Origin of the sequence: Kordiimonas gwangyangensis DSM 19435 = JCM 12864, from assembly GCF_000375545.1 — a bacterium.
Lineage (GTDB): Bacteria > Pseudomonadota > Alphaproteobacteria > Sphingomonadales > Kordiimonadaceae > Kordiimonas > Kordiimonas gwangyangensis.
Genome location: NZ_AQXF01000001.1, coordinates 287,438 through 314,174, shown reverse-complemented (window position 1 = coordinate 314,174; position 26,737 = coordinate 287,438). Strand labels below are relative to the sequence as shown.

At 58.3% G+C, this 26,737-nt stretch carries 25 protein-coding genes; 5 read left to right on the top strand and 20 right to left on the bottom strand.

All coding sequences use genetic code 11. The features are described 5' to 3' along the window. Positions 1-25 precede the first annotated feature (25 nt). Positions 26-445 (top strand): hypothetical protein, encoded by a 420-nt coding sequence (locus tag B150_RS0101395; protein ID WP_020398084.1) that lies wholly within the window; start codon positions 26-28, stop codon positions 443-445. Here B150_RS0101395 and B150_RS0101390 read toward each other — a convergent pair whose 3' ends face one another. The 4 genes from B150_RS0101390 to B150_RS22800 all read right to left on the bottom strand — a co-directional run bounded on the left by B150_RS0101390 (position 446) and on the right by B150_RS22800 (position 3,914). Further along, positions 446-1,300, bottom strand: coding sequence for a D-amino-acid transaminase (locus B150_RS0101390; protein WP_020398083.1), 855 nt, complete (start codon positions 1,298-1,300; stop codon positions 446-448). It lies immediately after the preceding gene. Positions 1,301-1,313: 13 nt separating this feature from the next. Then, on the bottom strand, positions 1,314-2,555 hold the full coding sequence (locus B150_RS0101385) for an MFS transporter (protein ID WP_020398082.1): 1,242 nt from the start codon (positions 2,553-2,555) through the stop codon (positions 1,314-1,316). A gap of 99 nt (positions 2,556-2,654) precedes the next feature. After that, entirely contained in the window at positions 2,655-3,590 is a 936-nt protein-coding gene (locus B150_RS19230) for an alpha/beta fold hydrolase (protein ID WP_020398081.1), read from the bottom strand. A 36-nt stretch (positions 3,591-3,626) separates the two neighbouring features. Continuing rightward, positions 3,627-3,914, bottom strand: a complete 288-nt coding sequence (locus tag B150_RS22800) for an HNH endonuclease signature motif containing protein (protein ID WP_025896795.1) — start codon at positions 3,912-3,914, stop codon at positions 3,627-3,629. A 92-nt stretch (positions 3,915-4,006) separates the two neighbouring features. Between B150_RS22800 and B150_RS0101375 the strand changes: the two genes are divergently transcribed. Both B150_RS0101375 and B150_RS0101370 read left to right on the top strand, forming a co-directional pair. Next, positions 4,007-5,239: a threonine synthase gene (locus B150_RS0101375; protein WP_020398080.1), complete on the top strand. Its 1,233-nt coding sequence runs from the start codon at positions 4,007-4,009 to the stop codon at positions 5,237-5,239. 9 nt (positions 5,240-5,248) lie between these two features. Next, positions 5,249-7,870: a M14 family zinc carboxypeptidase gene (locus tag B150_RS0101370; protein ID WP_155859903.1), complete on the top strand. Its 2,622-nt coding sequence runs from the start codon at positions 5,249-5,251 to the stop codon at positions 7,868-7,870. Between the two features lie 58 nt (positions 7,871-7,928). Here B150_RS0101370 and B150_RS0101365 read toward each other — a convergent pair whose 3' ends face one another. Together B150_RS0101365 and B150_RS22035 are read right to left on the bottom strand one after the other, a co-directional pair. Continuing rightward, positions 7,929-8,423, bottom strand: a complete 495-nt coding sequence (locus B150_RS0101365; RefSeq protein ID WP_020398078.1) for a hypothetical protein — start codon at positions 8,421-8,423, stop codon at positions 7,929-7,931. 63 nt (positions 8,424-8,486) lie between these two features. Further along, positions 8,487-9,329, bottom strand: coding sequence for a LytTR family DNA-binding domain-containing protein (locus tag B150_RS22035; protein ID WP_020398077.1), 843 nt, complete (start codon positions 9,327-9,329; stop codon positions 8,487-8,489). Between the two features lie 449 nt (positions 9,330-9,778). Here B150_RS22035 and B150_RS0101350 point away from each other — a divergent pair, with 449 nt between their 5' ends. Then, complete coding sequence (locus tag B150_RS0101350) at positions 9,779-10,543, top strand: MipA/OmpV family protein (RefSeq protein ID WP_020398076.1); 765 nt, start codon at positions 9,779-9,781, stop codon at positions 10,541-10,543. Positions 10,544-10,589: 46 nt separating this feature from the next. Here the strand turns inward: B150_RS0101350 and B150_RS0101345 are convergent, their stop codons facing one another. The 7 genes from B150_RS0101345 to cysG form a co-directional block, all read right to left on the bottom strand. Further along, on the bottom strand, positions 10,590-11,330 hold the full coding sequence (locus B150_RS0101345) for a hypothetical protein (RefSeq protein ID WP_020398075.1): 741 nt from the start codon (positions 11,328-11,330) through the stop codon (positions 10,590-10,592). Positions 11,331-11,384: 54 nt separating this feature from the next. After that, the gene (gene gcvA / locus B150_RS0101340; protein WP_020398074.1) at positions 11,385-12,290 is read right to left on the bottom strand and encodes a transcriptional regulator GcvA; all 906 of its coding nucleotides are present in this window, start codon (positions 12,288-12,290) and stop codon (positions 11,385-11,387) included. A 121-nt stretch (positions 12,291-12,411) separates the two neighbouring features. Then, the gene (locus B150_RS0101335) at positions 12,412-13,164 is read right to left on the bottom strand and encodes a phosphoadenylyl-sulfate reductase (RefSeq protein WP_020398073.1); all 753 of its coding nucleotides are present in this window, start codon (positions 13,162-13,164) and stop codon (positions 12,412-12,414) included. Then, positions 13,161-13,685 carry a DUF934 domain-containing protein gene (locus tag B150_RS22030; RefSeq protein WP_020398072.1) on the bottom strand — a complete coding sequence of 175 codons (525 nt, stop codon included), beginning with the start codon at positions 13,683-13,685 and terminating at the stop codon, positions 13,161-13,163. Before B150_RS22030 ends, B150_RS0101335 begins: the two co-directional genes overlap by 4 nt. Further along, positions 13,672-15,327, bottom strand: coding sequence for a nitrite/sulfite reductase (locus B150_RS0101325; protein WP_020398071.1), 1,656 nt, complete (start codon positions 15,325-15,327; stop codon positions 13,672-13,674). Before B150_RS0101325 ends, B150_RS22030 begins: the two co-directional genes overlap by 14 nt. A gap of 29 nt (positions 15,328-15,356) precedes the next feature. Beyond that, positions 15,357-15,680 (bottom strand): DUF2849 domain-containing protein, encoded by a 324-nt coding sequence (locus tag B150_RS19215; RefSeq protein ID WP_020398070.1) that lies wholly within the window; start codon positions 15,678-15,680, stop codon positions 15,357-15,359. A gap of 18 nt (positions 15,681-15,698) precedes the next feature. Beyond that, positions 15,699-17,117 (bottom strand): siroheme synthase CysG, encoded by a 1,419-nt coding sequence (cysG, locus tag B150_RS0101315; RefSeq protein WP_020398069.1) that lies wholly within the window; start codon positions 17,115-17,117, stop codon positions 15,699-15,701. A 429-nt stretch (positions 17,118-17,546) separates the two neighbouring features. Here cysG and ung point away from each other — a divergent pair, with 429 nt between their 5' ends. After that, a complete protein-coding gene (gene ung, locus B150_RS0101310) occupies positions 17,547-18,272 on the top strand; it encodes a uracil-DNA glycosylase (protein ID WP_020398068.1) in 726 nt (241 codons plus the stop codon). A gap of 50 nt (positions 18,273-18,322) precedes the next feature. On the opposite strand, the gene B150_RS0101305 is transcribed toward ung, so the two are convergent. From B150_RS0101305 to hisI, 7 genes are all read right to left on the bottom strand, one after another. Further along, a complete protein-coding gene (locus B150_RS0101305) occupies positions 18,323-19,726 on the bottom strand; it encodes a M20/M25/M40 family metallo-hydrolase (protein ID WP_020398067.1) in 1,404 nt (467 codons plus the stop codon). Between the two features lie 155 nt (positions 19,727-19,881). After that, on the bottom strand, positions 19,882-21,957 hold the full coding sequence (locus B150_RS0101300) for a prolyl oligopeptidase family serine peptidase (RefSeq protein WP_020398066.1): 2,076 nt from the start codon (positions 21,955-21,957) through the stop codon (positions 19,882-19,884). Positions 21,958-22,036: 79 nt separating this feature from the next. After that, positions 22,037-22,801, bottom strand: coding sequence for a hydroxyacylglutathione hydrolase (gene gloB / locus B150_RS0101295; protein WP_020398065.1), 765 nt, complete (start codon positions 22,799-22,801; stop codon positions 22,037-22,039). A gap of 108 nt (positions 22,802-22,909) precedes the next feature. Next, positions 22,910-23,674 (bottom strand): hypothetical protein, encoded by a 765-nt coding sequence (locus B150_RS0101290; RefSeq protein WP_020398064.1) that lies wholly within the window; start codon positions 23,672-23,674, stop codon positions 22,910-22,912. Further along, positions 23,667-25,055: an FAD-binding oxidoreductase gene (locus tag B150_RS19210; protein WP_020398063.1), complete on the bottom strand. Its 1,389-nt coding sequence runs from the start codon at positions 25,053-25,055 to the stop codon at positions 23,667-23,669. The genes B150_RS0101290 and B150_RS19210 overlap by 8 nt, the downstream gene beginning before the upstream one ends. 352 nt (positions 25,056-25,407) lie before the next feature. After that, positions 25,408-26,247, bottom strand: coding sequence for a trypsin-like serine peptidase (locus B150_RS22025; protein WP_020398062.1), 840 nt, complete (start codon positions 26,245-26,247; stop codon positions 25,408-25,410). Continuing rightward, the gene (hisI, locus tag B150_RS19200; protein WP_020398061.1) at positions 26,237-26,653 is read right to left on the bottom strand and encodes a phosphoribosyl-AMP cyclohydrolase; all 417 of its coding nucleotides are present in this window, start codon (positions 26,651-26,653) and stop codon (positions 26,237-26,239) included. Before hisI ends, B150_RS22025 begins: the two co-directional genes overlap by 11 nt. Between the last annotated feature and the right edge of the window lie 84 nt (positions 26,654-26,737).

The window sequence follows — 26,737 nt, the reverse complement described above, 5'->3', positions numbered from 1 at the left end:
AACCACCAACAAGGGGAGGGACCTTATGAACGTTGGTAAATTCATCCTGAATATTGTTGTCGCGTTTATTGTTTATGGTGTGCTCTATTCCGTCGAACCCATGTTCCTGATGCCGGAAGCATGGACGGAAGCCGCCGCTGCCATGAAGCCGGTGGAAGAGATTGTTATGCCAACCATGGCGTACCACTTGGTGCAGACCATTGTTGTAGTATGGCTGTTCACCAAGGCGGTCGGTACGGGTGACATGACGGCAGGTATCATCTTCGGTTTGATGATCGGCCTTTACCTGATGGCGACAGATAGCCTTTGGTACACAAGCCTGCCGAACTTCCCACAAGGCACGCGCATGCCGCTTATGGCCATGCATCTCGTGAATGGTGCTGCCGTTGGTGCCGTGCTCGCCTTCATGGCTGGCCGGGGTTGGGGCGCACGCAAAGTGGCCTGATCAGGCGTCCATATAACGCTGATAGGCTTCAACAAGACGTTTGGCGATGGGACCGGGTGTTCCGTCGCCAATCTTTTGGCCGTCCAGTTCCACAATCGGCGTCGCGCACCCGGTGGAGCTTGAGAGGAACATCTCAGTGGCGCCCTTGGCGTCTTCAAGCGTGAAGGCTTCCTCAACCACTTTGATCTGCAGTTCTGCCGCCAGTTTCAGGAGCGTGGCACGTGTGATGCCGGGCAGGATATTGTCGGCCGTGGAGCGGGTTTGCACCACGCCGTCCTTGCGCACAATCCACATATTGGTGCTGCTGCCCTCAGTCACATAACCGTCCTTGTCCACCAGTACGGCTTCGAAACCGCCCTTTTCCTTGGCCGCTTGTTTGGCGAGGATATTGGGTAGCAGCGAGGTGGATTTAACGTCGCAGCGTCCCCAGCGGATATCCGCTTCCGAGAAAGCTTTCACGCCCTTGCCAGCGCGCGCGATTACGCCGTCCACATCAAGGCGTTTGAGTGTCACCACCAGGCTTGATGCGACAGGCTTGGTCGGGAACGCATGGTCGCGCTTTGCTACACCGCGGCTGATCTGGATATAGAGGAAACCATTCTCGATACGGTTCTTGGCGATAACCTGGCTGAACACAAAACGCATCGGCGCACGGTCCATCGGCGGGGCGATGCGCAGTTCTCCCATCGACCGCCACAGCCGGTCAAGGTGCGGTTCAAGGTCAACCATGCGGCCATGTCGCACGGTCACGCCCTCGTACACCGCATCTGCGAACTGGTAGCCCCGGTCATCGATATGCACGACAGCCTCGGTGTGGGGAACATAGGCACCATTGACATAAGAAATGCGTGACATGACGGACGGCTCCTTAACCGCGTTCGGATGGTTGGTCGCCCTCCTTGAAGGGCGGGAAAATATACATGAGCAGTAACGCGGGCACCACAATCAGCACAAGCGCCAAAGTGGGCCCCACAAGACCGAACTGTATGAATGGTCCAACGATGGCTGTACCCACAGCACCCGTCAGCATGGTGGCGAGGATCATGAGCGCAGAGCCCTTGTCGTCTTCGCCGTGGGTGGTCTGAAGCGCGCGCACAAAGCCCGGCCCGCTCCTGATGCCGTGGCCGAGGTTCAGGATCCAGAACATATAAACGAGATGGTAGGGGTTGTTAGGGCCAAAAAGCGCATAGGCAAACAGCGTGGCGGAGCCGAGCGTGGCGATGATCGTACCCGCCATGATCACCTTCTCGTTGCCAAAGCGCTTCACAAGGCTACCGTTGACGTTCGCTGACACAATGAACAGGCACACGCCAACAAACTGCATGCGAATGAAGTCTTCAATGGTGCCGTCCATGGTCTCGATCACCACGGCGGGGGTGGAGAAGACAAACACCAACAAGCCGCCCAGCACCAGCGCGTGGCTAAGGCCGTATCGAATGAAAGATTTGTTCTTCATCACCCGCCAGTAACTGGCGCTGGAGCCGCTACGTTTCTGACCGATGTGCGGCAGCAGCGAGGGGATGAGGATCACGAGTGCACAGATGGCGAGGACGGCGGTGCCCGTAATCTCGAAACTCGCCTTCCAGCCGTACTCCGCATAAAGCCATGCGCCTGCAATGGGTGCGAGGCCGGGCACCAGCGATTCGATACTGCCCATGGCGCTGACGGCACGGATGGCGCCAAGTTCCGAGAACAGTGCGCGGATCAGCCCGGGTGCGAGCACCGCACCGCCGCTTGCGGCTGCCCCTTGGAAGAAGCGGATGATGTTGAGCACATGGATATTGTCCGTCATCACCGCGAGGAGCGAGAGCACACCAAAGGCCAGAAGCGACCCGATGAAAAGCCGACGCCGGCCAAAGTGTCCGGCAAGGGCGCCGAACATCAGAAGGCCCACGCTCATACCCGCGACATAGGTGGCCAGCACAAGCTGCGCGTTGGCGATGTCGGTACCAAAAATGGCGGGCATGGCGGGAACGGACGGCAGCACAAGGTCAATACCGGCGAGACCGAGAACGGTCCCCGCGACGATGGTGAAAAAGGCGATCATTGCCTGTGACCCGGCGGTTTTGCTACCGTCTGTCGCGGGCGGGTTGGTGTGCTGCTCGTGCATGGTAGGCCCTTGTTTTATGGGGCCCAAACTTGATGAAATTGCCCAGCCGGTCAAGCGGAAAGGCAAGAAAAATACGCGGGAATAGATGGCGCTGTTGGCCTAGAGCATGAAACCTTGCGCGGCCTTCAGTTCCGAAGGCCTGAGGTAGCCGTTCCTGACAATGCAGCGGTGGAACTGGTCCACCAGTTCCGCGACGGCTTCCGGTGCTTCAATCTGCGGGAAATGGCCGATGCCTGGCAGGCGCACGACCTTGACGTTCGGCAGCTCTTTCTCGATCGCGTCTGCCGCGTGCCCGCCCGAGACCGGGTCATCCACACCGTTGATCAGCATCATCGGTAGCTTGGCTTCGGCAAGCGCACGTTTCCAGCGGTCCGCATTGACGATACGCTCCGCCATATAGCGTATACGGCGGGCGAAGGCGCCACGCCCGTTCACGCCCACCATGGCGGGCCAGAATTCGTCAAGCGACACGTCGGTCGGTTTGGTGTGCGGGCCAAAAACGTCGGAGAAGCCCTTCAGCATTTTACCCTTGAGGGCGATCTGAGAAATCAACGGCCCAAGCGGGCCTGCGAGCAAGGTTTGCACCCGGCGCGGCCTGTGGTGCGCGGGCAGCATGCCACCATTGAGGAACAATGCACTGCGGATGCGGAAAGAGAGCGAGCTTTCATTATGCCGCGCAATCAGCTCCTGCGCGACCGTATCGCCCACGTCATGGGCAAGGATATGCACTTCATCAATGCCGCGGTGCGCCATCAGCGCGTCCAGCATGTCGGCTTGGTCACCAATGGTGCAGACTTTCTTCAGGCTATTCAGGGTACGGCCATAATCCAGCAGGTCCGGCACGACCATATGAAATTGGCTGACAAGGCGCTTGGATACCCAGGCCCAGTCCCAGCCGCAGGTTGGAAACCCGTGGATCGTGAGCAAGACTTCGCCGTTGCCGCCACGCTGGTAAAAGACGTGGTGGTCATTCCATTCGAAATACTTGCCGCATTGGCCCCATTTTTCGTATGAGATCGGTGGCCTGGTGATCATAAAATACCTATGTGCATCCTGCGCTTGACCGCTACTCTAGCGGCGGCGTCCCCCGTGTGGTGCGGTGCGGCGGTGAAAATCAGGCGGCTTACCCCTAAGCCATGCAATAAAGCGCCTGATCTCTTCGTTTTCCCGCAACGCGGCAATCGTGGCGTAGTCTCTCGCCAGTTCCTTCTCGTTAAATAGGGCGTGAATCTTGCGGTGGCAAATAGGATGTAACGGAATTGTAACCCGGCCACCCTGCGACTTCGGGATAAGATGATGCATCTCCACATGTTTCCCGATTTCGCGGTCACATAACGCACATGTGATTTTCTTTTCCATGGCCCTCTAAATTTATTGGGAGGCCTGATGCACAAGCCTTGTCTCTACTAAGGGGAGGTCCTAGGCTGTGCGGCCTACACGTGAGGGGAGCCATGACAGAATTTTCCACATTTGTCAGCCATCTTGAATGCGGGCTGACGCACGAGAGTGATTATGAACCCGGTGTGGTGCACGGCCTGTCGCGCGCCGGGCGCCCGCTTCTGGTGCGCTATGACCTTGACCGCATCCGCGATAGCGTGAGCCGCGATGAGGTCTGGTCGCGGGGCGGTGGTTTCTGGAAATGGCGTGAGCTGTTGCCCGTCACCAAAACAGAAAATGTCATCGCGCTCGGTGAAGACGATACGCCGCTCATATCGTGCACAACTCTCGCACACGATTTGGGCGTTTCGGGCGAAATTATCATCAAGGATGAAGGCCGCCTGCCGACCGGCAGCTTCAAGGCGCGGGGCCTCGCGCTCGCGGTCTCCATGGCGAAAGAGTTTGGCATCAAGCGCTTGGCGATGCCAACGAACGGCAACGCAGGTGCGGCCATGGCGGCCTATGCCACGCGGGCGGGCATGGAAAGTTATATCTTCTGCCCTGACGACACGCCGGACGCCAACGTGCGCGAAATTGCGTTGCAGGGCGGCAAGGTGTGGCGGGTGAACGGCCTCATCAACGACTGCGGCAAGATCGTGGGTGAAGGCAAGGAAGCTATGGGCTGGTTCGATCTCTCGACCCTCAAGGAGCCCTACCGGATTGAGGGCAAGAAAACCATGGGGCTCGAGCTCGCCGCCCAGCTTGGCTGGGACGTGCCGGATGTGATTTTTTATCCCACCGGCGGCGGCACCGGCCTTATTGGCATGTGGAAAGCCTTCCATGAGATGGAGGCGCTGGGCTGGATTGGCTCCAAACGCCCACGCATGGTGGCGGTGCAGGCCACAGGCTGCGCACCCATCGTGAAAGCCTATGAGGACGGTGAACGCCATGCCACGCTGTGGCAGGGCGCGCATACCTTTGCAAGCGGCATCCGCGTGCCAGTGGCTGTGGGGGATTTCCTGATCCTCGATGCCGTGCGCGAAAGCGGCGGTTTTGCCATCGCGGTGGATGACGACAAGATTGAAAATGCCCGGCGCGAAATTGGCGCGCGGGAAGGGGTGCTTGTGTGCCCTGAAGGTGCTGCGACTTATGCAGCCTACAAGGAAGCACTGAAGGACGGCCGTGTGGGAGCGGGCGACCGGGTGGTGCTGTTCAACTGCGGTAATGGCCTCAAGTATGAGATGCCAGAGATGGCAGGCCGACTGAACCGCAACGAGCCAATCAATTACGAAGATCTGAAAAAATAGGGGACTGTAATGCGACCGAGATTTCTGAAATGGGCTTTGGGCCTTGCCGCCGGGGCGGGTTTTGCCCTTGGTGCGGCACATGCCGAACCGCTTGATTATTATCTGGTGCCGGGGGTGGACTATAATCAGGGCATTGTGAAACCGGCGGAAGTGTTTGGCCACGATGTCGGCGACCAGCCGGTGCGTCACGACCTGATGGTCTCCTACATCCGTGAGGTGGTCGAACAAAGCCCGCGCATGCAGATCAAGACTATCGGCTATACGCATGAACGTCGCCCGATCCTGTTTATCACGGTCTCCAGCCCTGAAAACCTAGCGCGGCTGGAAGAAATCCGCACCAACCACCTGAAACGGTCTAATCCGGAAACGGCGGCTGAGGCTTCCGATGACCTGCCGGTGGTGACTTGGCTCAACTACGGTGTGCACGGCGCGGAAGCCAGCGGCATGGATGCTGCTATCCCCACGCTCTATCACCTTGCCGCGGCGCAAGGGGCGGAGATTGAAGATACACTCAAGAACAGTGTGATCCTGATCACTGCCATCTTCAACCCTGACGGCCACTCCCGCCGCGCGGCATGGGTCACGCAATATGGCTCCGACCTGCGCGCGCTTGACCCCGCGCACGAGGTCCACAATCAGGTTTGGCCGGGGGCCCGCACCAACCACTATTGGTTCGACCTCAATCGCCAGTGGCTTCTCCAGACCCAGCCCGAAAGCCAGGCGTGGCTCAAGGAATGGCATGACTGGAAGCCTGAAGTGTCCGGTGACTTCCATGAGATGGGTGGCAACAGCACCTATTATTTCCACCCCGGTGTACCGACCCGAAAACACCCGCTGATCCCGGCGCGCGGCCGTGAGCTGCTGGTTGAGATCGCTGGTTATCACCGCGAAAGCCTTGATAAAGCGGGTACGCTCTATTTCTCGGAAGAGGGGTTCGATAACTATTATATCGGCAAGGGTTCCACATACCCGCAGGTCAACGGTTCGCTTGGTATTCTCTATGAAGCCGGTGCCCAGATGGGTATCGCGCGGGAAAGCGACCAAGGCATCAAAACCTATGCGGACAATATCCTGAAACACTTCCGCACCAGCCTGTCCACCATCAAGGGCGCGGTAGCAATGCGCAGCAAGCTGCACGCCTACCAGCGTGATTTCTATGCGCAGGTTGCTGACCTTGTGAAGGACGACAAGGTGCAGGGCTATGTCTTCCGTGCGCCGGAAGACCCGACCCGCGTGAACCTGTTCCTGCAGTTTCTTGCCCGCCACCGGGTGGAGGCTTACGCCCTTAAGGGCGAGGTGAAAGCCGAAGATCGTACCTTTGGTGAAGGCTCCTACATTGTGCCGCTCAACCAGGTGCAATACCGCATGGCCAAGGCGCTTTTCGGCAAGATCACGGAGTTTCCTGACAAGGTGTTCTATGACGTGTCAGGCTGGACACTACCCGCCGCCTACGGGCTTGATTACGCTGCCGTAACAAGCGGCCTTAAAGGCAAGCTGGGTGACGCGGCATTGGGCACAGCCAGTGCAGACGCCAAGCCGGTTGACCGCGCGCCATACGCCTATGTGTTCCGTTGGTCTGACTATTATGCGCCGCGCGCTGCGGGGCGCCTGTTGAATGCCGGTGTGATGGCCCGTATCGCGAAGGAGCCGATTGAGGTGCAAACCACCCGCGGTGTGGTCAAATTTGACCGTGGCGCCGTGATTGTGGCCAATGACCTGCAGACGGTGGATGGTGCCAGCATCCACGCCATGATGCAGCAGGTTGCGGAAGAAGACGGCATCACCGTTCATGCCGCAACGTCTGGCCATACGCTGAACGTGGGCGCGGACCTTGGTGGCCGTGATTCTGTTGCGGACCTCAAGCCGGTGAAGCCGCTTCTTGTGGTGGGTGGCCGCGTATCATCCTATGACGCGGGCGAGGTTTGGCACGTGCTTGATCACCGTATGAAAATGCCGGTGACACTTGTGCGCCAGGACCGCCTGTCCCGCATCGACCTCACCCGTTATACGCACATCATTCTTGTGGGCGGCGGTTCCGGCTTCCCGAAAGAGATGGTGGACGACGTGAAGGCATGGGTGAAAGCGGGCGGCACCATTGTCGCCAGCCGTCAGGGTGCTGAATGGGCTGCCAAAAACATCACCGGCGCTTTGAAGGACAAGAAGGACGACAAGGCGGACGACAAGAAAGTCGAACGCCTTGCCTACGCCCAGAAAGGCCAGAAAGACGCGGAAGATGTGATCGGTGGTGCGGTGTTTGAAAGTGATCTTGATATCACCCACCCGATTGGGTTTGGTCTGGTGCGCCGCAATGTGGCCAGCAACAAAAACTCCACCTTCACCTTGCCAGTGCCCAAGGACCCTTATGCGCAGGTCGCGGTTTATTCCAGTAGCCCGCTCATCAGCGGCTATTCGTCGGACCGTCGCCTGAATGAGATCAAAGGCACGCCAATGCTGACCGCTGAGCGCATGGGCGACGGTGCGGTGATCCTGTTCGCCGACAACCCGAACTTCCGTGCCAGCTACCTTGGCACCGAGCGCTTGTTCCTGAACGCGCTGTTCCTTTCAAAAGCTTTCGACCGTTCCTACGCGGACAGCGAAGAAGCGATGGAAGCAAACGCGACCGAGGAATGATAGCCGCTTAGAGGTGTGAGAAATTGAAACCGGGCTGCATACAGCGGCCCGGTTTTTTTTATGGCGCACATTTCAATTTCCCTTTCTTGAAGGGGGCCAACAAAAAACGCCTTACATCGCCGTAGTCTGAAATTTTGATATCAGAAAAGTCTGCAATCATGGTGGTGGCTGTGAGGGCTTGGCCCTTTTTGGGGAGCTGTGTAACACGAAATGCAATCGCTCCACCCCATGAGTTTATGACCGGATTGGGTCCGACGCTTATAAGGCTTTTGCGTTCCTTGCCTTCGAAACATTTGTCCCATGCGCGGTAAGCGCCGCGGGCGAGATGGGCGCGCAGTTCATCGCTGATTTCTTTTTCCGGTCGCGGTGGCAGTTTTTTCCGGAACTCGGCAAGGAGGCCGTTGGGGTCTGGGTGGGTTTGTTCGATAACGATGATACGGTTGCCAATCTGCACTTCCTCAACGACGTGAGTGACACCGGTGTTGGCCGGCCACTCTTCTGGCGTGCCGTCAACTCCCAGAAGTGCGGCTGCAAAAACAAGCACTTTTATCATTGAGATATCCCCATTGCGCTTTGAGGATTTATTACCGCCAGAAACTCTGGCGAGATTGTGGCTTCACGCCAGCCCGCGTTCCTTCAGGCTTTCCACAAAACTGCGGGAAACAGGAATTTCCCGCGCGTCTTTCAGTTGCAGCACATGACGCCTGCCGTTCCGTTTGACCTCAGCGATGGCATTTTCGGCTACCCAGTGAGATCGGTGGACCTGAAAGCCGGGATAGTCTTCAAGTTCAGCCAGTGCGTCACGCATACGCAGAAGCAGCAGGGCGTCGCCTTGCGTGGTGACGACCCGCAGGTAATGGTCCTCCATTGAGAGGCACAATAGCTCACGCCCAAGATGGTTCGGCACCCTTGCGAAAAAGCGGCTGTGTGCCGGTGTCGGCGTTTCCGGATCTACTGCTTGCCCGGCTGCAGCCCTGTGGACGAGCAAATGGTTGGCTACGGTTACCGCCAACATCACCACAAAAGTCAGGACCGCAACCTGGCCAAACCATGCCACAAAATCCCATCCGCCGACGTATGAGAGGAAGCGAAACGCATAGTCGAACGTGAGGGCATGTGGGCTTGAGAGATATATCTCGGCAAATATTACAACCGGGAACAGCGCGAGGGACACCAGCATGCTGAAGGCGAGGAACGCCAGCGAGGCTGGCTTTTTGGTGCGCGCGAAATAGGGCAGGCATAGCCATGCTACAGGCCCGCTGATCACCGAATTCAGAAGCCCAAGGCTGATCCAGTACAGGTAGCGCACCCAAACGTACGGCACGTTCGACGAATCGTAAGGGGCGATGGTACCAAGAATAATACCTGCCACCAGAAAATAGGCTGCCTTGCGAGCTTCGGCCCGCACTGTCGCGTCTGCCCAGAAGCTTTGAAGTTCAGATATTGTCATCGCTGCCATGTGTTCTTGTTGCTTGCTTTGAGGGCATCTTAGCGGCGACGGGCGTGCAATCAAGCGAACGGTGGCATGGATGTGTTCCATTCACGAAGCGCGAACTGTCATACGGGTGCCAAGTGTCATTTCACGCAGGAATTCGCACCCTTTACGCAAGCCGCCTTGTGGTCAGCGGGAGCGTGCGGGAAAAGGCGGCGGACATGTGAAAGGGATTTGGAATGAAAAACACGCCACACTTTCGCTTCTGGCTCGCTCTTACTGTAGTCGCGATGTCCGGCTTCGTGGCGGCACTGGTTTTAAGTCGCCTTGCACAGGGTGTGCTGGGCTGAAGGGGCGTGTTCAACTGAAGTTAAGTTGCACGTGTGCACTTTGCCAAAACCGGTGTGCTTGAGCGCACGTAACAAAAGAAATTTTTAACGGGTAACGACAGTCAATTAAGAACAGGAGTATTTGTCATGACAGCGAGGAAATGGAGCGGCGCGGTTTTTGTGTCCTCTTGCATCATATTTTCATCCGCAGCGAGCGCGCAGGACGGCCCGCCCAAGTGGACGGTCGGTGGTCTTGGCCTGCTCTATGATAGCCCGTTTGGCGCGGAGGGGACGAGCATCAATGCGTTCCCTTATGTTAGTTACCGGGGGGAGCGGTTCTATCTGCAGGGGCTTGAGGCTGGTTACCGCCTGCTGCCTGTGCCCGAGAACCCGGATGATCTGCACCTGAGCCTTGATGTCATCGTCGCTGCCCGCAATCTGGCTGGTTCCAGCCGTGATAAAATCACTGCTGATGCCGGTATGCGGCTCGGCCTTCATGGTAGCTTCGGCTCGCTCACCTTGACCGGTTTGCAAGACATTACAGACACCTATAACGGGCAGGAAGTCTCCGTCGGTTACAGCTACAGCTTCACGAATGACAAGCTGACGGTAACACCGGGTATCGAAGCCACGTGGCAGAGCCGCAAGCTTGCGAACCATATGTGGGGCGTGACAGAAAAGCAGCGCGACAAGATGCGCGAAAAAGGTGATCCGGTCCTGCCGTTTTATCAACTGGCGGATGATGTCATCAATTATTCCGCCAGTGTGACGGCGGTATACCGGTTTGATAACCGCTGGTCCGCAATTGCGTTCGGTAGCAGCACCTACTTGGACGACAAGGTGCGCGATAACCCAGGCATTACCCGCAAATACGACCTGACGGTCGGCCTTGGTATTGGCTACAGCTTCTAACCCTCGAGGGACGGCGGGTTAGGTGCACCCCCAAACCCCCCTGCACTTAATCCGCCAGCCGGGGGCGCTGGATGCCAGGAATGTTCAGGTCTGTCGCCGCGTGGTGGGATTTGATCATGTCAATCAAGGTGGCGTTCAGTTTCGCCGCCTTGTCCGCATGACGCGGGTGCAAGAGGTGGTAAAAGGATACCGTAGTCCAAAGCGCACGTTTCACGTCGTCCCCTTTGGCGCGCGGCATGGCCATCAGGCTCGCTTCATGAATGCCGCTTGTCGCGAACACATCAATGCGGCGGCGCTCAAGAAGGTCCCAAACGTGGGTGCTGCTGGATACGGTGAATGTCTTGGCGCCCATCTGAGGCAGATGTGCCTCTAGCCAGCGAAAGCCGGACTGGTGACCAACGGTTAGCCCTTTCAGGTCACCCGGGTGGCCGGAAAAGTCGGTGCTCGCCAGCCAAATGAGGCGGGCTTCTACGCCAAACACAGGCTGTGGTACAGCAATGAGTTGGTCGGAAAATTCAGCGGCATAGTCGCTCGGGCGGAACCAGTCGCCATCCAGTTCACCGCGCACCAGCAATTGTTCGATGCGCTTTGGGGCCATCGCGACGGATGTGGCGCAAAGGCCAGCTTGTTCATAAAGCGCGTTGAAAAAGGCTTCGAACCGCAGGTAGCTGTCGCCCAGGCTTTCGTCCGCGCCAAGGCGCAGGCACGGCTCAGGCGCATCATCGGCATGCGCTGAAATGTGGGCACAAAAAACACACGCAACAACCGTCAGGACACGTGACAGCACGGTCTTCCTCCACCCCTGTCAGGCCGCCCCCACGGCCCGGTTCATCGCAAAGCTTCAGCCCTTTCCGGTTTCAGTGCGAAGCCACTCAATAAACTCTTGTACGCGTTCATTCTTAAGCTTTTCCTGCGGGCAGACAATGTGGTGCGCGAAGTTGATCGGCACTGCCTCGCCAAACGGTTTCATCAGGCGGCCTGCTTTCAGGTCCTCTTCCGCGATGGCGGAGCGTGCGAGCGCGACACCACGGCCAGCAACCGCAGCTTCGATCGCCAGCGCGTGGTTGTTGAAGTGCAGCGCAGGCATGCCGTCCGGCATCTCAACGCCCGCGGCCTTCAACCACATGGCCCATGTGGGCACGCTGTCGTCCTCGACCGTGCTGTCGTCGTGGATAAGGGTGTGCTTCAGCACCGCGCAGGCACTTTCCGCCGGGTCACCTTCCTTCAGAAGCCCCGGTGCGCAGACGGGGAACACCGTCTCACGCAGGATTTCTTCCTCATAAAGCCCGTTGTAGCCGCCAAGACCGTAGCGAATGGCGATATCCACATCCTCGGCCTTGAAGTCGGTGAGCTGCATGGTCGCGGAGATTTTTACAATCGCATCCGGCCGGCGCTCATAGAAGGAGGCGAGGCGGGGTACGAGCCATTTGCTCGCGAACGAAGGCGATACACTCACCTTCAGCACGTTCGAGGTTTTGGACTGGGTGAGGATATCAACCGCCTCTTCCATCTTCTCGAAGGCTTCTTTGAGCGGCAGCAGCGATAGCTGTGCAGCTTCCGTCAGCACAAGCGAACGGTTTGTGCGGCGGAATAGCTCGATGCCCAGAAACTCCTCAAGCGAGCGAATCTGTTGGCTGATGGCGGCGGGCGTAACCGACAGGTCGTCGGCGGCCAGTTTGAAGCTCATATGCCGTGCGGCAGCATCGAAGGCGCGCAGGGCATTAAGGGGCAACAGGGAGCGTTTCATAAACAATCCTGCGTTAGAAAATCTTACTGGGGCGATCATAGGCACTTGTGCGCCCACAGCCAAGAAAATCTTATGGTAAAATGAAGATGTGATGGCCGATTGGCCATCACGATTGCGCTACTCAGGACTTGGAAAGAATGCGTCGGTTTTCACCAAGGCTGAGGTGAATACCGCATTCCGTTTTCGCTTGGCCCCGCCAGCGGCCAGCACGTTCACTTTCGCCTTCCATTACCCGGTCGGTACAGGGCATGCAGCCGATCGAGGCAAAACCGTCCGCCACAAGCGGGTGATCAGGCAGGCCCGCGCGGTCCTTGTACGCGAGCACATCATCTTTGGTCCAGAAGGCGAGCGGGTTCACTTTCACCCGCCCGTCTGACGCCTCGAAGTGCGGCAGCAGACTGCGTACACCGCCCTGATAGCGCTTGCGGCCAGAAGCCCAGCCCTCAAAGCCTTCAAGCACACGCGCCATCGGCGCCACCTTGCGGATGAAGCAGCACTTGTTGGTATTCTGGGTCCAGAGATTGCCCTTGGGGTCCTGTGCCTGTAGGTCATTCGGGTCGGGCGAAATGGACCTCACGTCCGTCAGGCCCAGAAGTTCCGTGAGCTGGTCGCGGTACCGTTTGGTCTCGCCAAACAGTTTGCCGGTATCAAGGAACAGAACCGGTATATCCTTGGAAACCTGGCTTGCGATGTGCAGAAGAACAGCCGAATCCGAGCCAAAGGACGACACCAGCGCAAAACGGCGACCGAAATATTTGAGCGCGCCGTCAATCACTTCCTCGGGCGAGCTTTCACCGTAGCGCGCGTCGAGATAGTCCACAGCGTGGAGCGGATCAAAATAGTCAGCTGTCTGCAGGGCAGGGAGCGCGTTCATGATGCTTTCCGTTCAGCGTCCTTGTCTTCGTCCGTCTTGGCGTGACGCAGGTGCGCGACCGAAACCTGGCCTTGGAAGTCGCTCTGATAAAAGGCATCAAAACGCTTGAGCGCAGCTTCAAACGCGGCTTTGCGTTCGATCGGGATTTCCACGGTGTCAAAACCCGCACGCTTGAGGAACAATGCCTGGTCCGGGATGGTGTGGCCGCTCGCGCGGATTTCGCCCTTGAAGCCAAGGTCTTTGCGCAAACGTACTGCGAGTGAGAAGCCGCGACCATCACCAAAGGCCGGGAAGTTGATCACGACAAAAGCCAGTTTGTTCGCAAGCGGCGCAAGGTCCTTGTAGTTTGCGTCCGTCGGCACCAGCGCACCAATGCGCGCATCTTCCGTGAAGAAAGCTTCTTCCGCGTCCCTGAGTTCGGCCAGCGGCACGGCAACAGTCTTGCCCTCTGCGGGTGTTTGCCCGTCTTCAAGCAGGTCCCATTTGCCAGCGTCGATACCAGTGAGATTAACGAGCGCCATAAACCGCCTCCTTGAATACAGCGGGGCCGAGGCGGCGGTAGGTGGCAAGAAATTCTTCACTTTCCTCACGTTCGCCAAGGTAAACCGCGACAACTTTTTCTACCGCGTCCACGATGCCGTGCTCGTCAAAGCCCGGCCCGAGGATTGCGGCTTTTGATGCGTCTTCAGCGCCGGAGCCACCAAGCAGGATCTGGTAATTTTCTTCGCCCTTGCGGTCGACACCAAGGATGCCAATGTGGCCCGCATGGTGGTGACCGCAGGAGTTGATGCAGCCCGAGATTTTGATCTTCAAGGGGCCGATATCCTGAAGGCGTTTGATATCGTCAAAGCGCTTGGAAATTTCCTGCGCGAGCGGGATGGAGCGCGCGTTTGCAAGCGCACAATAGTCAAGCCCCGGGCAGGCGATGATGTCGGTCAGAAGGCCCACATTGGCGCTGCCAAGGCCAGCCTCATCAAGGTCAGCCCAGATGGCCGGCAGGTCCTTCTTGGCCACATGGGGCAGAATAAGGTTCTGCTCATGGCTCACGCGAATTTCAGACTGGCTGTATGCGTCCGCGAGCGAAGCTACAAGGTCCATCTGGTCAGCGGTTGCATCACCCGGAATGCCGCCGTGCGGCTTCAGGCTGATGGTCAGGTTCACATAACCCGGCACCTTGTGTTGGTTGGTGTTGTTCTTGACCCACGCACCAAAAAGGAAATTCTTCTTCGCGAGTTCAGCCACGGCAGGCACATCGTCCGACAGCACAGGTAGGGGCGGCGCGCGGAAGAAAGACTTGATGCGCGCGGCTTCCTCTTCGGGCACATCAAGCGGATGATCCTTGATACGCGCCCATTCCTCATTGGTCTGACGTGCATATTCCTCAGCGCCCAGATCTTCCGCGAGGATTTTGATGCGTGCTTTGTATTTATTGTCGCGACGCCCCTGCTCGTTATAAACGCGCAGGATGGCCTCGAGATAGCTCAGCAGATCACGCTCGTGCACAAACTCGTTGATCGTTTTGCCGATTACAGGTGTACGGCCCATGCCGCCACCCACGAGCACTTCAAAGCCGATCTCGCCGGCATCATTCTTTTTGATGATGAGGCCGATATCGTGCCACTTCACGGCGGCGCGGTCGGTCGCGGCGCCGGTGATGGCGATCTTGAACTTGCGCGGCAGGAACGAAAATTCCGGATGGAAGGTGGACCACTGGCGAATGAGTTCCGCGTAAGCGCGGGGGTCAGCTACCTCGTCCGCCGTGGCACCAGCGAACTGGTCGGTCGTCACGTTACGGATACAGTTGCCTGACGTCTGGATAGCGTGCATCTCAACGTCCGCCAGTTCCTGCAGGATGTCCGGCGTCTCGGAGAGTTTGGGCCAGTTGAATTGGATGTTTTGCCGCGTGGTGAAGTGGCCGTAGCCCTTGTCATACTTGCGCGCAATGTGTGCGAGGCGGCGCATCTGGTCAGCCGACAGCGTGCCATAAGGGATGGCCACGCGCAGCATATAGGCGTGCAGCTGCAGGTAAAGGCCGTTCATCAGGCGTAAGGGGCGGAATTCTTCTTCCGTCAGCTCGCCTTTCACGCGGCGTTCAACCTGGTCGCGGAATTCCGCAACACGGGCGTTGGTGATCGCGTGATCATATTTGTCGTAAGCGTACATGGTTCGGATGCCTTTAAAGTCGTCTGTTCTTACTGTTCCCAGGTGGGCGAGACCTGATAGCCAAGGTCTGTGCGCACACTGGGGCCTTTGGCCTGCATGGCGAATTTCATATGTGCCGGAAACGGCTTGCCGTCACGGGTTGTGGCTTCGATGACCTCAACGCTCAGCACTTCATTGGCGGCGGCGGATTTCTGCGCGAGCGCTGAGAGCGCTTCCACGTCCGCATCTTCTTCAGCCATGGCGGCGTCGCCCGCAACCGGGCTCCAACTGCCGTCAGCGCGCATGAACACGACACGACCATCCAGAAGAAGGTTGGCGACAATCATTTGCGGGCCGGTGATTTTTTTAGCCATTTCTCGGTACTCCTAAACTCAGGCCGTCGCGCGCAGGCGCTCGGCTTCAAATTCTGCGTGGGCAAGCTCACGCGCGTTATTGACTACGTCGCCGATCAGCAAGAGCGCCGGGCTTTTAACCGCGTTCTTTGCGACCAGTTCTTCAAGGCCCGCCAGTGTGCCGTAGAAGCGGCGCTCATTGGCGCGGGTGCCGTTTTCAACAACAGCCAACGGTGTGGAGGCTTTCACGCCTTCGCTGATAAGCCCGGCTGAAATTTGGCCCGCGCCGCGTACGCCCATGTAAACGGCGAGCGTCTGGCCGTCGCCTGCGAGGCGCGCCCAGTCCTTGTAGGCACCGTCCTTCAGGTGACCGGTGACAAGCGTGATGGAGCTTGAATATTCACGGTCGGTCAGCGGGATTTGTGTGGTCGCGGCGATGCCTTGAAAGGCGCTGATGCCGGGCACCACCTCCACATGGATGTCGTGTTGGCGGAGTGCTGCGAGCTCTTCACCCGCCCGCGCGAACAGGAGCGGGTCGCCGCCCTTGAGGCGAACAACGCGGCGGCCCTTCAGGGCCTCGTCCACAATCACCTTGTTGATACCGTCCTGCCCGATGCCGTGGTCACCTTCGCGTTTGCCAACAAAAATCAGCTCCGCATCGCGGCGCGCGAGGGCAAGTACGTCGCGGCTCACGAGGCGGTCGTACACAATCACGTCCGCCTGCTGCAGGGCGCGGTGGGCCTTGATGGTCAGGAGGTCCGGGTCGCCTGGGCCTGCGCCCACAAGCTGAACTTGCCCGGTGGTAGCGCCCATGCGGTGGTTCCGCGCGGCGTCCACAATCAGGCGCTCGACTTCGTCCTGCGCGAGATCGGCGTAGGAGCCAGCATTGTCATATAGCCGGTCCCAGAACAGGCGGCGACGGGTGCTGTCGGGAATAAGGGTTTTTACACGGTCGCGGACTGACCCGGCAGCCGTTGCCAGCACACCAAGGGACGGCGGCAGGAGGCGCTCAAGGCTGCTGCGAAGACGGCGGACAAAAACCGGCGCCGCCCCGCCAGAGGAAAAGGCAACCTGCAGCGCGCCGCGCGAAAACTGCGCGGGCGTCGTGAAGGTGGATTTCGCTGGCTTGTCGACCACATTGACCGGCAGGCGGCGTGCGTTCGTAAGGCGGAGCACACGCTCTTCCGTCAGGTCATCCTCAAGCGCGATGTAAACAAGTGTCTTGCCGGAAAGGTCATCTTCCGTGAACGCGCGATCATGGATGATGATATTCTCAAGGCCCGTGTCTTCCGGCAGCAGACCCGCTTCGCGCACAGCATCACGCGCGCCAGCAGCCACAACACTGATGCGTGCGCCTGTCGGCATGAAAAGGGACAGTTTGGCCATGGCAGCAGCCGTCGCACCCACGATCAGGATGTGATGTTTCTCAGCGGTCAGGAAAACCGGAATGCTGCTCATGATAAAAACTCCTCGCGTCGGGCCTCGGCCCTGATGCCCTTGGTCATTTTCGGGCAAGTGAAACTGTTCGATGCTCACTGAAATAAGGTGAGGCAGGCAAGCGCACAAATGAGAAGAACTGAATCTGTTTGGTAGAAAAATTTACTCAATAATAAAAATATATCGGCAAACATTGAATTTATATTCTCATAATGAACTAAAAATAGGTCAGTATTCTTATAATTTGCGCCTTTGTAGAAAGGTGCGTCGGGTGGCGTGGTGCATTTGAAACATCCATCCAACTAGTCGCTTGCGTTAGTTTGGCTAAACAGGTGACCGTAAGCGCGCCCCTCACATGAAGTTGAAGCAAAAAAGGCAGGGAATTAGTGGTTTTCCGGTCACAGATTGCCGTGTAAACAGGGCGGCAAGACTATGTGGGGAGCGCGATTTATGGCGACGGTTCTGGGCGGTGTGCAGCTGGCGGATGACTGGTTTGAGGTATTGGAGGGCGAATTTGACACACCCTATATGCAAAAGCTCGCTGCCTTTCTGGAGGCAGAAACAAAATCTGGAAAGCGCATTTTCCCGGAACGTGAAAATTTTTTCCACGCACTGAATATCACCCCGCTTGCGGATGTGAAGGTGGTGATCATCGGTCAGGACCCTTACCATGGCGACGGTCAGGCACATGGCCTGAGTTTCTCGGTCCAGCCAGGCATGGACGTGCCGCCGTCGCTTCGGAATATGTACAAGGAACTTGAGGACGATGTGGGTGCCACCCACCCTGGCCACGGGTTCCTTGAAGGCTGGGCAGAGCAGGGCGTGCTGATGCTGAATGCGGTCCTGAGTGTGGAGGCGCATAAGGCAGGCTCCCACCAGAAAAAGGGCTGGGAGAAGTTCACCGACCGCATCATTGACGAGCTTAATCGCCACCATGATGGCCTTGTGTTCATTCTCTGGGGCAGCCATGCCCAGAAAAAAGGTGCTGGCATCGACCGCAGTCGCCATCTGGTGCTTGAAGGCCCACACCCGTCGCCCTTGTCGTCCTACCGCGGTTTCTTTGGCTCAAAGCCCTTCTCACAAGCGAATGCCTATCTGGAAGCGCAGGGCAAAACACCCATCGACTGGCAGCTTGGGCCTGTTGAGGTGAAGGGCGAGCAGCTCGGTCTATTGTAAAAAGAAAAGGGCGGGAAAATCCCGCCCTGTCTTGTCTCTGATGTCCTGGATCAATCGTCCGATATATCTTTCATGATCATGTACCAGTGCTCTAGGTCGCCATAGAAGCTGGCGAGAGGCAGGCGTTCGTTCAGTCCATGTGCGAACATGTCCGAACCCTTGAGGAAAATGCCTGATATGCCGTAGCTGTCCATGCCGGCAGAACGGAAGTGCATGCCGTCGGTGCCGCCGGATTCCATATAAGGAATGATTTTGGCATCCGGGAAGCGGGTGTGCACAGCGCGGTCCACCACGGCCATCACGTCATCGCGGAGCGGCGAGGCTGCGGTTTCAACCGGCACCTTCAGCGCTTTCCAGGTGATGGCATCATTGTCTACCACCTTCTTGAGTTGGTTGAGGGTCGCTTCCGCACCCACGCCGGGGAAAATACGGCAGTTAATGGTTGCAGTGGCGGATTGCGGCAGCGCGTTCTCAGCGTGGCCCGCGTCAAGCATGGTGGCGACACAGGTGGTGCCGGTGGTGCCGACATATTCCGGACGGGCGCGCAGGGTTTTCACCGCCCACTCATCCTCGGGGTTTTCGGCGAATGCCGCCATCGCCTTGCTCAGCTCACCGTCCACAAGGGTGGAGGTTTCCTTGAAGAAAGCTTGTGTCAGCTCATTGGTGCGTGCCGGGAATTTGTAGCCCTGAATTTTCTTGAGCGCAGTGGCGAGGTCATAAATCGCGTTGTCTTCGCGCGGGCGCGAGCTGTGGCCACCGGGGTTGGTGACCGTCATCTCATAGGAGATATAGGTCTTCTCCGCCGCCTGCACGTTATAGCTGATGACCGAGCCATCAGCCGCCAGCGCGCCGCCGCCCGCGTCTGCGATCAACACAAATTCTGCGTCCGTCAGGTTGCGGAACTCGTTGGCGAGGGCTTGTGTGGTTACCATGCCGGTTTCCTCATCGCCCGAGAAAGCGATGATCAGGTCACGCTTCGGCACATACCCTTCAGCCTTGAGGCGCAGGAAATTGGTGACGAGCGAGGTCATGCCCATTTTGTTATCAAGCACGCCGCGGCCAAAGAGGTAACCGTCTTCCTCGATAAGAGTGAAGGGGTCACGTACCCAATCTTCCGGGCGGGCATCCACCACATCCATGTGGGCAGAGAAGGTAACCGGCTTCTTGCCCGATGAGCCGTCGCCGCGGAAGCGCACCACAAGTGCAGCGGTTTCGCCTTTCGGCAGGATGTGAATGTCTTCCGCCGGGAAGCCACCCTTTTTGAATTCTTCTGCAAGGAAGGCTGCCAGTTCAGGCACCTTGCCGTGGCCTGCGGCTGTGCGCAGCGAGACTGCTTTTTTCAGGATTTCCATCGCCTTGTCGGAGAAGGGGGAATGCTCATCAGCGCCAGCTGTCGTGGCCAATGGCAGGGCCAGCATTGCTGCAACCGCCACGCGGGAAAGGGATTTCAACATGGGCATGTTTCCTCGAATGTTTTTATAGGGTGTCGACGGTAGTGGGCGGGTGCGGGTTTGGCACATCACATTTTATTGAAATGCGGGCAAGAAATTCTGGCCATGAAAAAAGGCGGGGCAAAGCCCACCTTTTCCGTTGTTTTCCGGACTGTTTGTCAGTCCTTCAGTTTCTTGAGCGCGTAAACCACCTGAAGGGCGTCCGTGTAGGCGCGCTGCTTGAGATTGGCAGCAGCCGAGTGACCGCCTTCCGTATTCTCGTAATAAAGAACCGGTTTGCCCATACCTAGCATCTTGGCCGCCATCTTGCGGGCGTGGCCCGGGTGCACGCGGTCATCCTTGGTGGAGGTGTAGAAGAAGACCTCCGGATAGTCCTTGCCTTCATCGAGGTTCTGGTACGGCGAATATTTGAGGATATATTCGCGTTCTTCCGGCACATCCGGGTTGCCGTATTCGCCCATCCAGCTTGCGCCCGCCAGAAGTGTATGGAAGCGCATCATATCCAGAAGCGGCACCGCACAGATAACCGCGTTCCAGAGGTCAGGGCGCTGCGTGGTCATCACGCCCATCAGAAGGCCACCGTTCGAGCCACCACGAATGCCGAGGTGTTCTGGGCTCGTGAAGCCAGAATTTACAAGGTCTTCGCCGACGGCGATGAAGTCATCATAGGCGCGCTGGCGGTTTTCCTTGAGTGCGGCCTGGTGCCACTTTGGCCCAAACTCGCCGCCGCCACGGATGTTGGCGAGCACATAGGCGCCGCCTTCTTCAAGCCAAAGCTTGCCCGTGCCGGTGAGGTAGGTTGGTGCAATTGCAATCTCGAACCCGCCATAGCCATAGAGAATGGTCGGCGTTGTGCCGTCCATCTTCACGTCTTTGTGGCGGATGACAAAGTAAGGAACTTTGGTGCCGTCTTTGGAGGTGGCGAACTTCTGTTCGGTTACCATGTCGCTTGCGTCAAAACGCGCCGGCAGGGAAGCGATCTCTTCAGGCTTGCCGCCCAGTTCAACAGCATAGAGCGTATCTGGCTGCAGGAAGCTTGCGAACTTGATGAAGGCGGCGTCGGTCCATTCGTCCACGCTTACAACATCAAGCGCGCCGTTCTCGGGCAGGCCAAGGTTGCTGACTTCCCAACCCTGCGGGCCCGGTTTCGCGGACACCAACTGGCCGGTAACTTCATCAAGGATGCTGAGGAACAGGCGGTCCTTGCCGATGGAGACACCGTCGATCGAGCTGCGCTCAGTGGGCACAAAAATCTCGGTCACACTGGCGGCGGCGCGACCTTCAAGTGCATCCGCCACCTTGATGGATACAAGGGTGCCTGCTTTCACGGTTTTGCTGCCAAGCGCCCAGTCCTTGCGCATCTGCACAATCACCGTGTCACCGAAGAAGCCTTTGAAGCTGATGTCTTTCGGCAGTTGCAGCGGGCGCATTTCCTTTTGCGTCCAGTCGTCGCTCTCGCCGTCCAGCACATGAATCACTTCGGTGAAGAAGTCCGGCGCCTGCACCACGCCCACATAAGTGCCATCCGGGCGGTGGCTTGCGAACGGGAAGCTGCCCACGTCCTTGGTGTTGCCCTCATGCACGAGCGTAGCGATCTCAAGCGGGTTATTGCGTTTCCAGACCTTGATCTGGTTCGCGTAGCCGCTGTCCGTCATCGTGCCTTCACCAAAGTTGGTGCCAATCAGGATGGTGTCAGCGTCAATCCAGGCCGAACCCTGCTTGGACTCGGGCGTCTCGAAGCCGCCGTCGACAAAACGTTTGGTCACTGCATCAAATTCGCGCACCACAACAGCGTCGCCGCCCCCGCGGGAAAGGTTGATGAGGCAGCGTCCAAAGTCAGGCGCGAGGCAGTCGCGGCTCTTGTAGACCCAGTTCTCGCCTTCCTCTTCGGCCAGCTTGTCGAAATCGAGGATGGTGATCCAGTTGGGCTCATCGCCCTTGTAGGACTTCAGGCTGGTGCGGCGCCAGATGCCGCGCACGTTCTTTTCGTCCTGCCAGAAATTGTGCACGGCGCCGCCCATTAGCGTGCCGTAAGCGATCTTGTCCTTTGCGTTATAGTCCTTGAGCGCGCGTTCCATCAGCGGCGTGAAGCGTTCGTCAGCCTCAAGGATGCCAAGCGAATGTTTGTTCCGCTCATGCACCCACTCAAGCGCTTTTTCACCTTCGACTTCTTCAAGCCAAAGATATGGATCATCGTCCGCCACTGCGGCGGAGGCACCAACTGCGGCTGCCATTATTGCTCCTACTGTCAGGTATTTCATTGAAGGTATCCCCCTTGTTGGTTGCTGGCCCCCTCCGGCCAGCTTTTCTTGTTTAGAATTTATCTTTCTGTGCCCGCACTTCGGCGAATACTTTGGGCCATGGTGCGCCCAGAAGGCCAAGACCGTCCTGTATCTCGTCGCTCATGGGCCTGAGGAACGGGTTGGTCTCGCGCTCCGCACCCAAGGTGCTTGGTACCGTCGGTTCACCGCGTTCGCGCATGGAGACTACTTCCATCATACGAGCTTTGAGAGCCTCATTCTCGGGTTCGACCGACAGCGCGAATTTGCCGTTCGCCAAGGTATATTCGTGCGCGCAATAGATGCGGGTCTCATCAGGGAGCCGCATCAGCTTCGAGAGCGACTGCCACATCTGGTCTGGCGTGCCTTCAAACAGCCGCCCGCAGCCCATGGCGAACAGGGTATCGCCGCAGAAAAGCGCATGGTCGGCATTAAAGTGATAGGCGATATGGCCGCTGGTGTGCCCGGGCACGTCAAAGACATCTGCCGCAATATCACCGAGGTAGACATGGTCCCCTTCCGCAACCGCGACATCGATGCCGGGGATGCGCTCCCGCTCGCCTGCGGGGCCGATTATCTTGAGCTCGTAGCGCTGCTTGAGTGCGAGGTTCGCGCCCACATGGTCATAGTGGTGGTGGGTGTTCAGGATATAGTCCGGCGTCCAGCCCCGTGCTTCGAGCGCTTCGACCACTTCGGCCTCAACGGCCGGGTCCACAATCGCTACCTCGCCCGATTTTGGCTCATGAATGAGGTATATATAGTTGTCGGACAGTACCGGGATTTGAACAATCTCTAACATATAAATCCATCATATTTTGCGCGGGTTTCCGAGCTTTCACGCTTCACTATAATCAGCACCTTTTTGCGCCTTCAAACCCTATGTAGGGCGTTTTCTATGAACATGTCACTATTTGCCAACAAGCCATGCACCAACGTTTAGTGTGACCGCGCGACCGCGTTCCACTTCGCCTTCTGGCGCGATGTGCCACTGCCACTTTTCAAGCGGTTCGCCGGGCAGCAGGCTTGTGTCCACGCTTTTTATAACATGGTTATTGTCGCCGTGCTGTTCAACGCGCTCATAATCCGTGATCAGCAGGGCGGGGCAGCCCATGGCCATCAGCGCGCGGATGTGCGCTTTCTGCAGCCTGATTGTCAGCTCATTCTCCGCATCATTCAGCGGCGGGCTCGATGCGAACGGGAGCGCGAGCTGGCTCAGGATGTTGGCGCTGACGGCAAGGCCATAACCCGCGAGCGGCACGGGCGCCACTTGGGGTGGGGTCAGCCCGTATGGGTCATCGGCCGCTGTAAACTCGGCAATGAACCCCGTGGCGTCCGCGAGTTCGAAGTCGATATTCTCGTAGCGCTTGAGAAGCGCGGCGGTGCGGCGGGGCAGCACAGCGTCCACCAGCAGGGCACCGGCCAGATGCGCATCAAGAGCATCGAGCGGCAAGTCAAGGCAAAGCCCTGCACCCAGCACAAGCACAGGCTCCGCCGCTTCGGCCTCATGGAGGTGCGCAGTGATGAACTCCTTGGTGTGCTGAAGATGTGCGGCCCATGCGCGCTTTTGCCTTCGGTGGCGGCCAGCGATGCCCGCAAGCTCGCGTACCAGCCCCACTTCGCGCGCGCCGGGCACAGTTTTGGCCGTGAGCGAGATATATAGTTCCTCAAGCACCGGGCAGGTCCTCATCCGGCAGCATCTTGCCGGGGTTCATGATGCCAAGGGGGTCAAGCGCCATCTTTACCTGCCGCATAAGCGTTGTGGCCGGGCCTTTCTCCCACTGCAGGAAATCACGTTTGCCGATGCCGATGCCGTGTTCGCCCGTGCAGGTGCCGCCCATGGCGATAGCGCGGCGCACCATACGTTCGTTCAGCCGCTCCAGCACCGACATCTCCACCCGCGATGTTGGGTCCGCGAGCATGATGGTGTGGAAATTGCCGTCACCCACATGCCCGAGCATGCTGGCAAACAGGGGGCTTGCTTCAAAGTCAGCGCGGGTTTCCAGCATACAGTCGCCAAGGCGGGACATCGGCACACACACGTCGGTCGTCACAATCTTTTTGCCCGGCCCCATGGCACGGGTGGCGTAATAAAGCTGGTGGCGCGCATGCCACATGCGGTTCATCTCTTCCTGTGTATCGGCAAACTCAATGTCTGACCCACCGAGGGAGAGGGCGAGGTCGGTAAAGATGGCGATCTGCTCATCCACAGTTGCACTGGTGCCGCCAAACTCAAGGAAAAGCGTTGGCGTTTCCGGGTGGTTCATCTTCGCGTAGGTGTTTACCGCCCGGACGGAAAGCTCATCCAACAGTTCGATGCGCGATACCGGCAAACCCATCTGGATGGTGGCCATGACCGTATCTGTCGCGGCCCTGAGTGACGGGAAACGGCACACGCCTGCCGCCAGTTTTTCAGGGATGCCGTGCAGCTTCAGGCTCAGTTCCGTGATGATGCCAAGTGTGCCCTCCGACCCAATGAACAGGTGGGTGAGGTCAAGCCCTGCCGCGGACTTGCGGGCGCGGGTGCCGGTCTCGATCACGTCGCCCAATGCCGTTACCACTTTGAGGGACAGCACCTGTTCGCGCATGGTACCATAGCGCACTGCGTTGGTGCCGGAGGCCCGCGTGGCCGCCATGCCGCCGAGCGTGCATTCGGAACCGGGGTCGACCGGGAAGAATAGCCCTTTGTCGCGCAAGTAGGCGTTGAGCGCCTGCCGCGTGACACCGGCTTCCACCCGCACGTCCTGATCGCCTTCATTCAGCTCGATGATGCGGTTCATGCCGGAAAGGTCGATGCTCAGGCCGCCCTTTGGGGCGCAGATATGTCCTTCAAGCGAGGTGCCGGCGCCAAAGGGGATGATGGGCATTTTGTAAGCTGCGCACATGCGCACGGCTTCCGCGACTTCGTCCGTGCTGCCCACGCGCAGTACCGCGTCCGGCGGCATGCCGTCATGCCCGGCCTCGTCGCGGCCATGGGCCTGCCGGTCCGCCACAGCGGTTGAAAGCTTGGCGCCGAACCTGCTTTTGAGTGCAGCGATGGCTGTGCTGAAAGGCATAGGCTCCCTATCCCGAAATCACTTCCCCGCACGCATAATACGCTGAGGCGGGCAGGGAGTCTCTAATGATATGCTATGCGGGGAGTTGGGCAAAAAAATGCCCCGCCCGGGGGGAGCGGGGCAGTCGCCTTGACAGGAGGAGACTCCGGTGAGGACAGTCAGCCGGAGTGCCCTTTCGTTGGCCTCGATTTGATCACACGCTGCCGTGCTCAAAACTGTTGGTGCGCTAGTGTTGTTAGGCTCTTAGGGACACTGGGTTGCTACAAACCCACTGTTGCGGAGGGAGGGCGCGCGCACAACGTCGCTGCGACCAACGGTTTGTCGTGTGCGATAAAATGTTACTATGTAGCATTTATTGTTGCGTCTGCATCAACTGGAGGTACGTCGGCCAGAAGGCGAGCACGGTCACGCCCATGCTGACGACCTTGTTTTGAAGGCGCGTGTTGGCGGTCTGGATGGCGAAGATATGCCAGGCGTCGCCCTTTTTCTGCAGGATCGGTCCGCCGCTGTCGCCTTGGATGGAGATACAGTCGCTCATGATCACATGGCCGCGGGCACCGTGTGCCTGAATTCTGCAGTTTTCCTCCAGCGACAGCAAGTGCGCCCGGTCACCCGGGTAGCCCGCCACGGTGATGATGGGGCTTTCGAGTATGGTGTGCGCATTGCCCTTGTCGTCTACGGTGACATTGTCAGGGAAGGGGAGAAATCCAACCTCTTTGCCAATCGGTTCCTCAAGCGTAAGCAAGGCCCAGTCATAGGGCAGGGTGAGGTTGGAGGCGGGCAGTTTGCCGTCAAAACCGGGGCTGACAATATAAGACGCGACCTTGGAGTGCGCGATATATTCACCGGAATGGTAGCCTGCAACAAAATGCACGATGGACGGCACCACCATATCGCCCTGCGCTTTGGAATACAGGCAGTGCGCTGCCGTAAGCACGATGCGTTCAGCCACAAGGCTGCCAGAGCAGTGTGCCCGCCCACCGATGTTGACCCGCCCGATGGAGCGCCACGGCGCTTCCCTGCTGTCGACTGTGGGGCGGCCAAAGCTCGTTACCACATTATCGGGCAAGGTGCCCGCTTCGCGCATGCGCTTGAGCCTTTCCTGCGCGCTGAGGGTCGCATCGTCCTGCGCATACGCGGCGAAGGAGGCCGTGATCAATAGAAGTGCGCTGAGGAAGGCTTTAATCTTCATGGGGTGCCAGTTTAACTGTGCTGCCGGGTGCGAGGTTTTGTGCAAGCGGGATGGAGCGGTAGAAACAGCTCTCATGCCCCACGTGGCAGCACTTGCCGCCCTTTTGTTCCACCACCAGCCACAGGCTGTCCTGGTCGCAGTCGGTGCGGAAGTCACGCACCACTTGAAACTCGCCCGATGTCGCACCCTTGTGCCAGAGCGACTGGCGTGAGCGGGAGAAATAATGCGCCTCGCCGGTCTCGATCGTCTTGAGGATGGCTTCCTCATTCATCCACGCCTGCATCAGCACGCGGCCTGTGGTGGCGCAGGTGGTGACAACGGGGATGAGCCCGCGTTCATCAAATTTGGGCGCAAACGCAAGGCCGTTCTCAACGGCGTCCTTGCTCTCTCTCTCGGCGAATGACATTCCGGGTAGTCCTTAAAAACGAATGAAGCGGCAGTCTCTTATGATCGTGCCGCTTCATCAAGTCACAGTTTCTTGTCGCAATCT

Excerpts from the sequence above, each read along its gene's own strand:
- cysG (WP_020398069.1), bottom strand. The coding sequence starts at position 17,117 with ATGAGCAGCATTCCGGTTTTCCTGACCGCTGAGAAACATCACATCCTG.
- B150_RS0101370 (WP_155859903.1), top strand. The coding sequence starts at position 5,249 with ATGCGACCGAGATTTCTGAAATGGGCTTTGGGCCTTGCCGCCGGGGCG.
- B150_RS0101335 (WP_020398073.1), bottom strand. The coding sequence starts at position 13,164 with ATGAACGCGCTCCCTGCCCTGCAGACAGCTGACTATTTTGATCCGCTC.
- B150_RS0101390 (WP_020398083.1), bottom strand. The coding sequence starts at position 1,300 with ATGTCACGCATTTCTTATGTCAATGGTGCCTATGTTCCCCACACCGAG.
- B150_RS0101395 (WP_020398084.1), top strand. The coding sequence starts at position 26 with ATGAACGTTGGTAAATTCATCCTGAATATTGTTGTCGCGTTTATTGTT.
- B150_RS0101365 (WP_020398078.1), bottom strand. The coding sequence starts at position 8,423 with ATGATAAAAGTGCTTGTTTTTGCAGCCGCACTTCTGGGAGTTGACGGC.
- gcvA (WP_020398074.1), bottom strand. The coding sequence starts at position 12,290 with ATGAAACGCTCCCTGTTGCCCCTTAATGCCCTGCGCGCCTTCGATGCT.
- B150_RS0101375 (WP_020398080.1), top strand. The coding sequence starts at position 4,007 with ATGACAGAATTTTCCACATTTGTCAGCCATCTTGAATGCGGGCTGACG.
- B150_RS22035 (WP_020398077.1), bottom strand. The coding sequence starts at position 9,329 with ATGGCAGCGATGACAATATCTGAACTTCAAAGCTTCTGGGCAGACGCG.
- B150_RS19210 (WP_020398063.1), bottom strand. The coding sequence starts at position 25,055 with ATGCCTTTCAGCACAGCCATCGCTGCACTCAAAAGCAGGTTCGGCGCC.
- B150_RS0101305 (WP_020398067.1), bottom strand. The coding sequence starts at position 19,726 with ATGTTGAAATCCCTTTCCCGCGTGGCGGTTGCAGCAATGCTGGCCCTG.
- B150_RS0101325 (WP_020398071.1), bottom strand. The coding sequence starts at position 15,327 with ATGTACGCTTACGACAAATATGATCACGCGATCACCAACGCCCGTGTT.
- B150_RS0101300 (WP_020398066.1), bottom strand. The coding sequence starts at position 21,957 with ATGGCAGCCGCAGTTGGTGCCTCCGCCGCAGTGGCGGACGATGATCCA.
- B150_RS0101350 (WP_020398076.1), top strand. The coding sequence starts at position 9,779 with ATGACAGCGAGGAAATGGAGCGGCGCGGTTTTTGTGTCCTCTTGCATC.
- B150_RS22030 (WP_020398072.1), bottom strand. The coding sequence starts at position 13,685 with ATGGCGCTCGTTAATCTCACTGGTATCGACGCTGGCAAATGGGACCTG.
- B150_RS19230 (WP_020398081.1), bottom strand. The coding sequence starts at position 3,590 with ATGATCACCAGGCCACCGATCTCATACGAAAAATGGGGCCAATGCGGC.
- B150_RS22025 (WP_020398062.1), bottom strand. The coding sequence starts at position 26,247 with ATGAAGATTAAAGCCTTCCTCAGCGCACTTCTATTGATCACGGCCTCC.
- B150_RS0101385 (WP_020398082.1), bottom strand. The coding sequence starts at position 2,555 with ATGCACGAGCAGCACACCAACCCGCCCGCGACAGACGGTAGCAAAACC.
- B150_RS22800 (WP_025896795.1), bottom strand. The coding sequence starts at position 3,914 with ATGGAAAAGAAAATCACATGTGCGTTATGTGACCGCGAAATCGGGAAA.
- B150_RS19215 (WP_020398070.1), bottom strand. The coding sequence starts at position 15,680 with ATGGCTAAAAAAATCACCGGCCCGCAAATGATTGTCGCCAACCTTCTT.
- hisI (WP_020398061.1), bottom strand. The coding sequence starts at position 26,653 with ATGTCATTCGCCGAGAGAGAGAGCAAGGACGCCGTTGAGAACGGCCTT.
- gloB (WP_020398065.1), bottom strand. The coding sequence starts at position 22,801 with ATGTTAGAGATTGTTCAAATCCCGGTACTGTCCGACAACTATATATAC.
- ung (WP_020398068.1), top strand. The coding sequence starts at position 17,547 with ATGGCGACGGTTCTGGGCGGTGTGCAGCTGGCGGATGACTGGTTTGAG.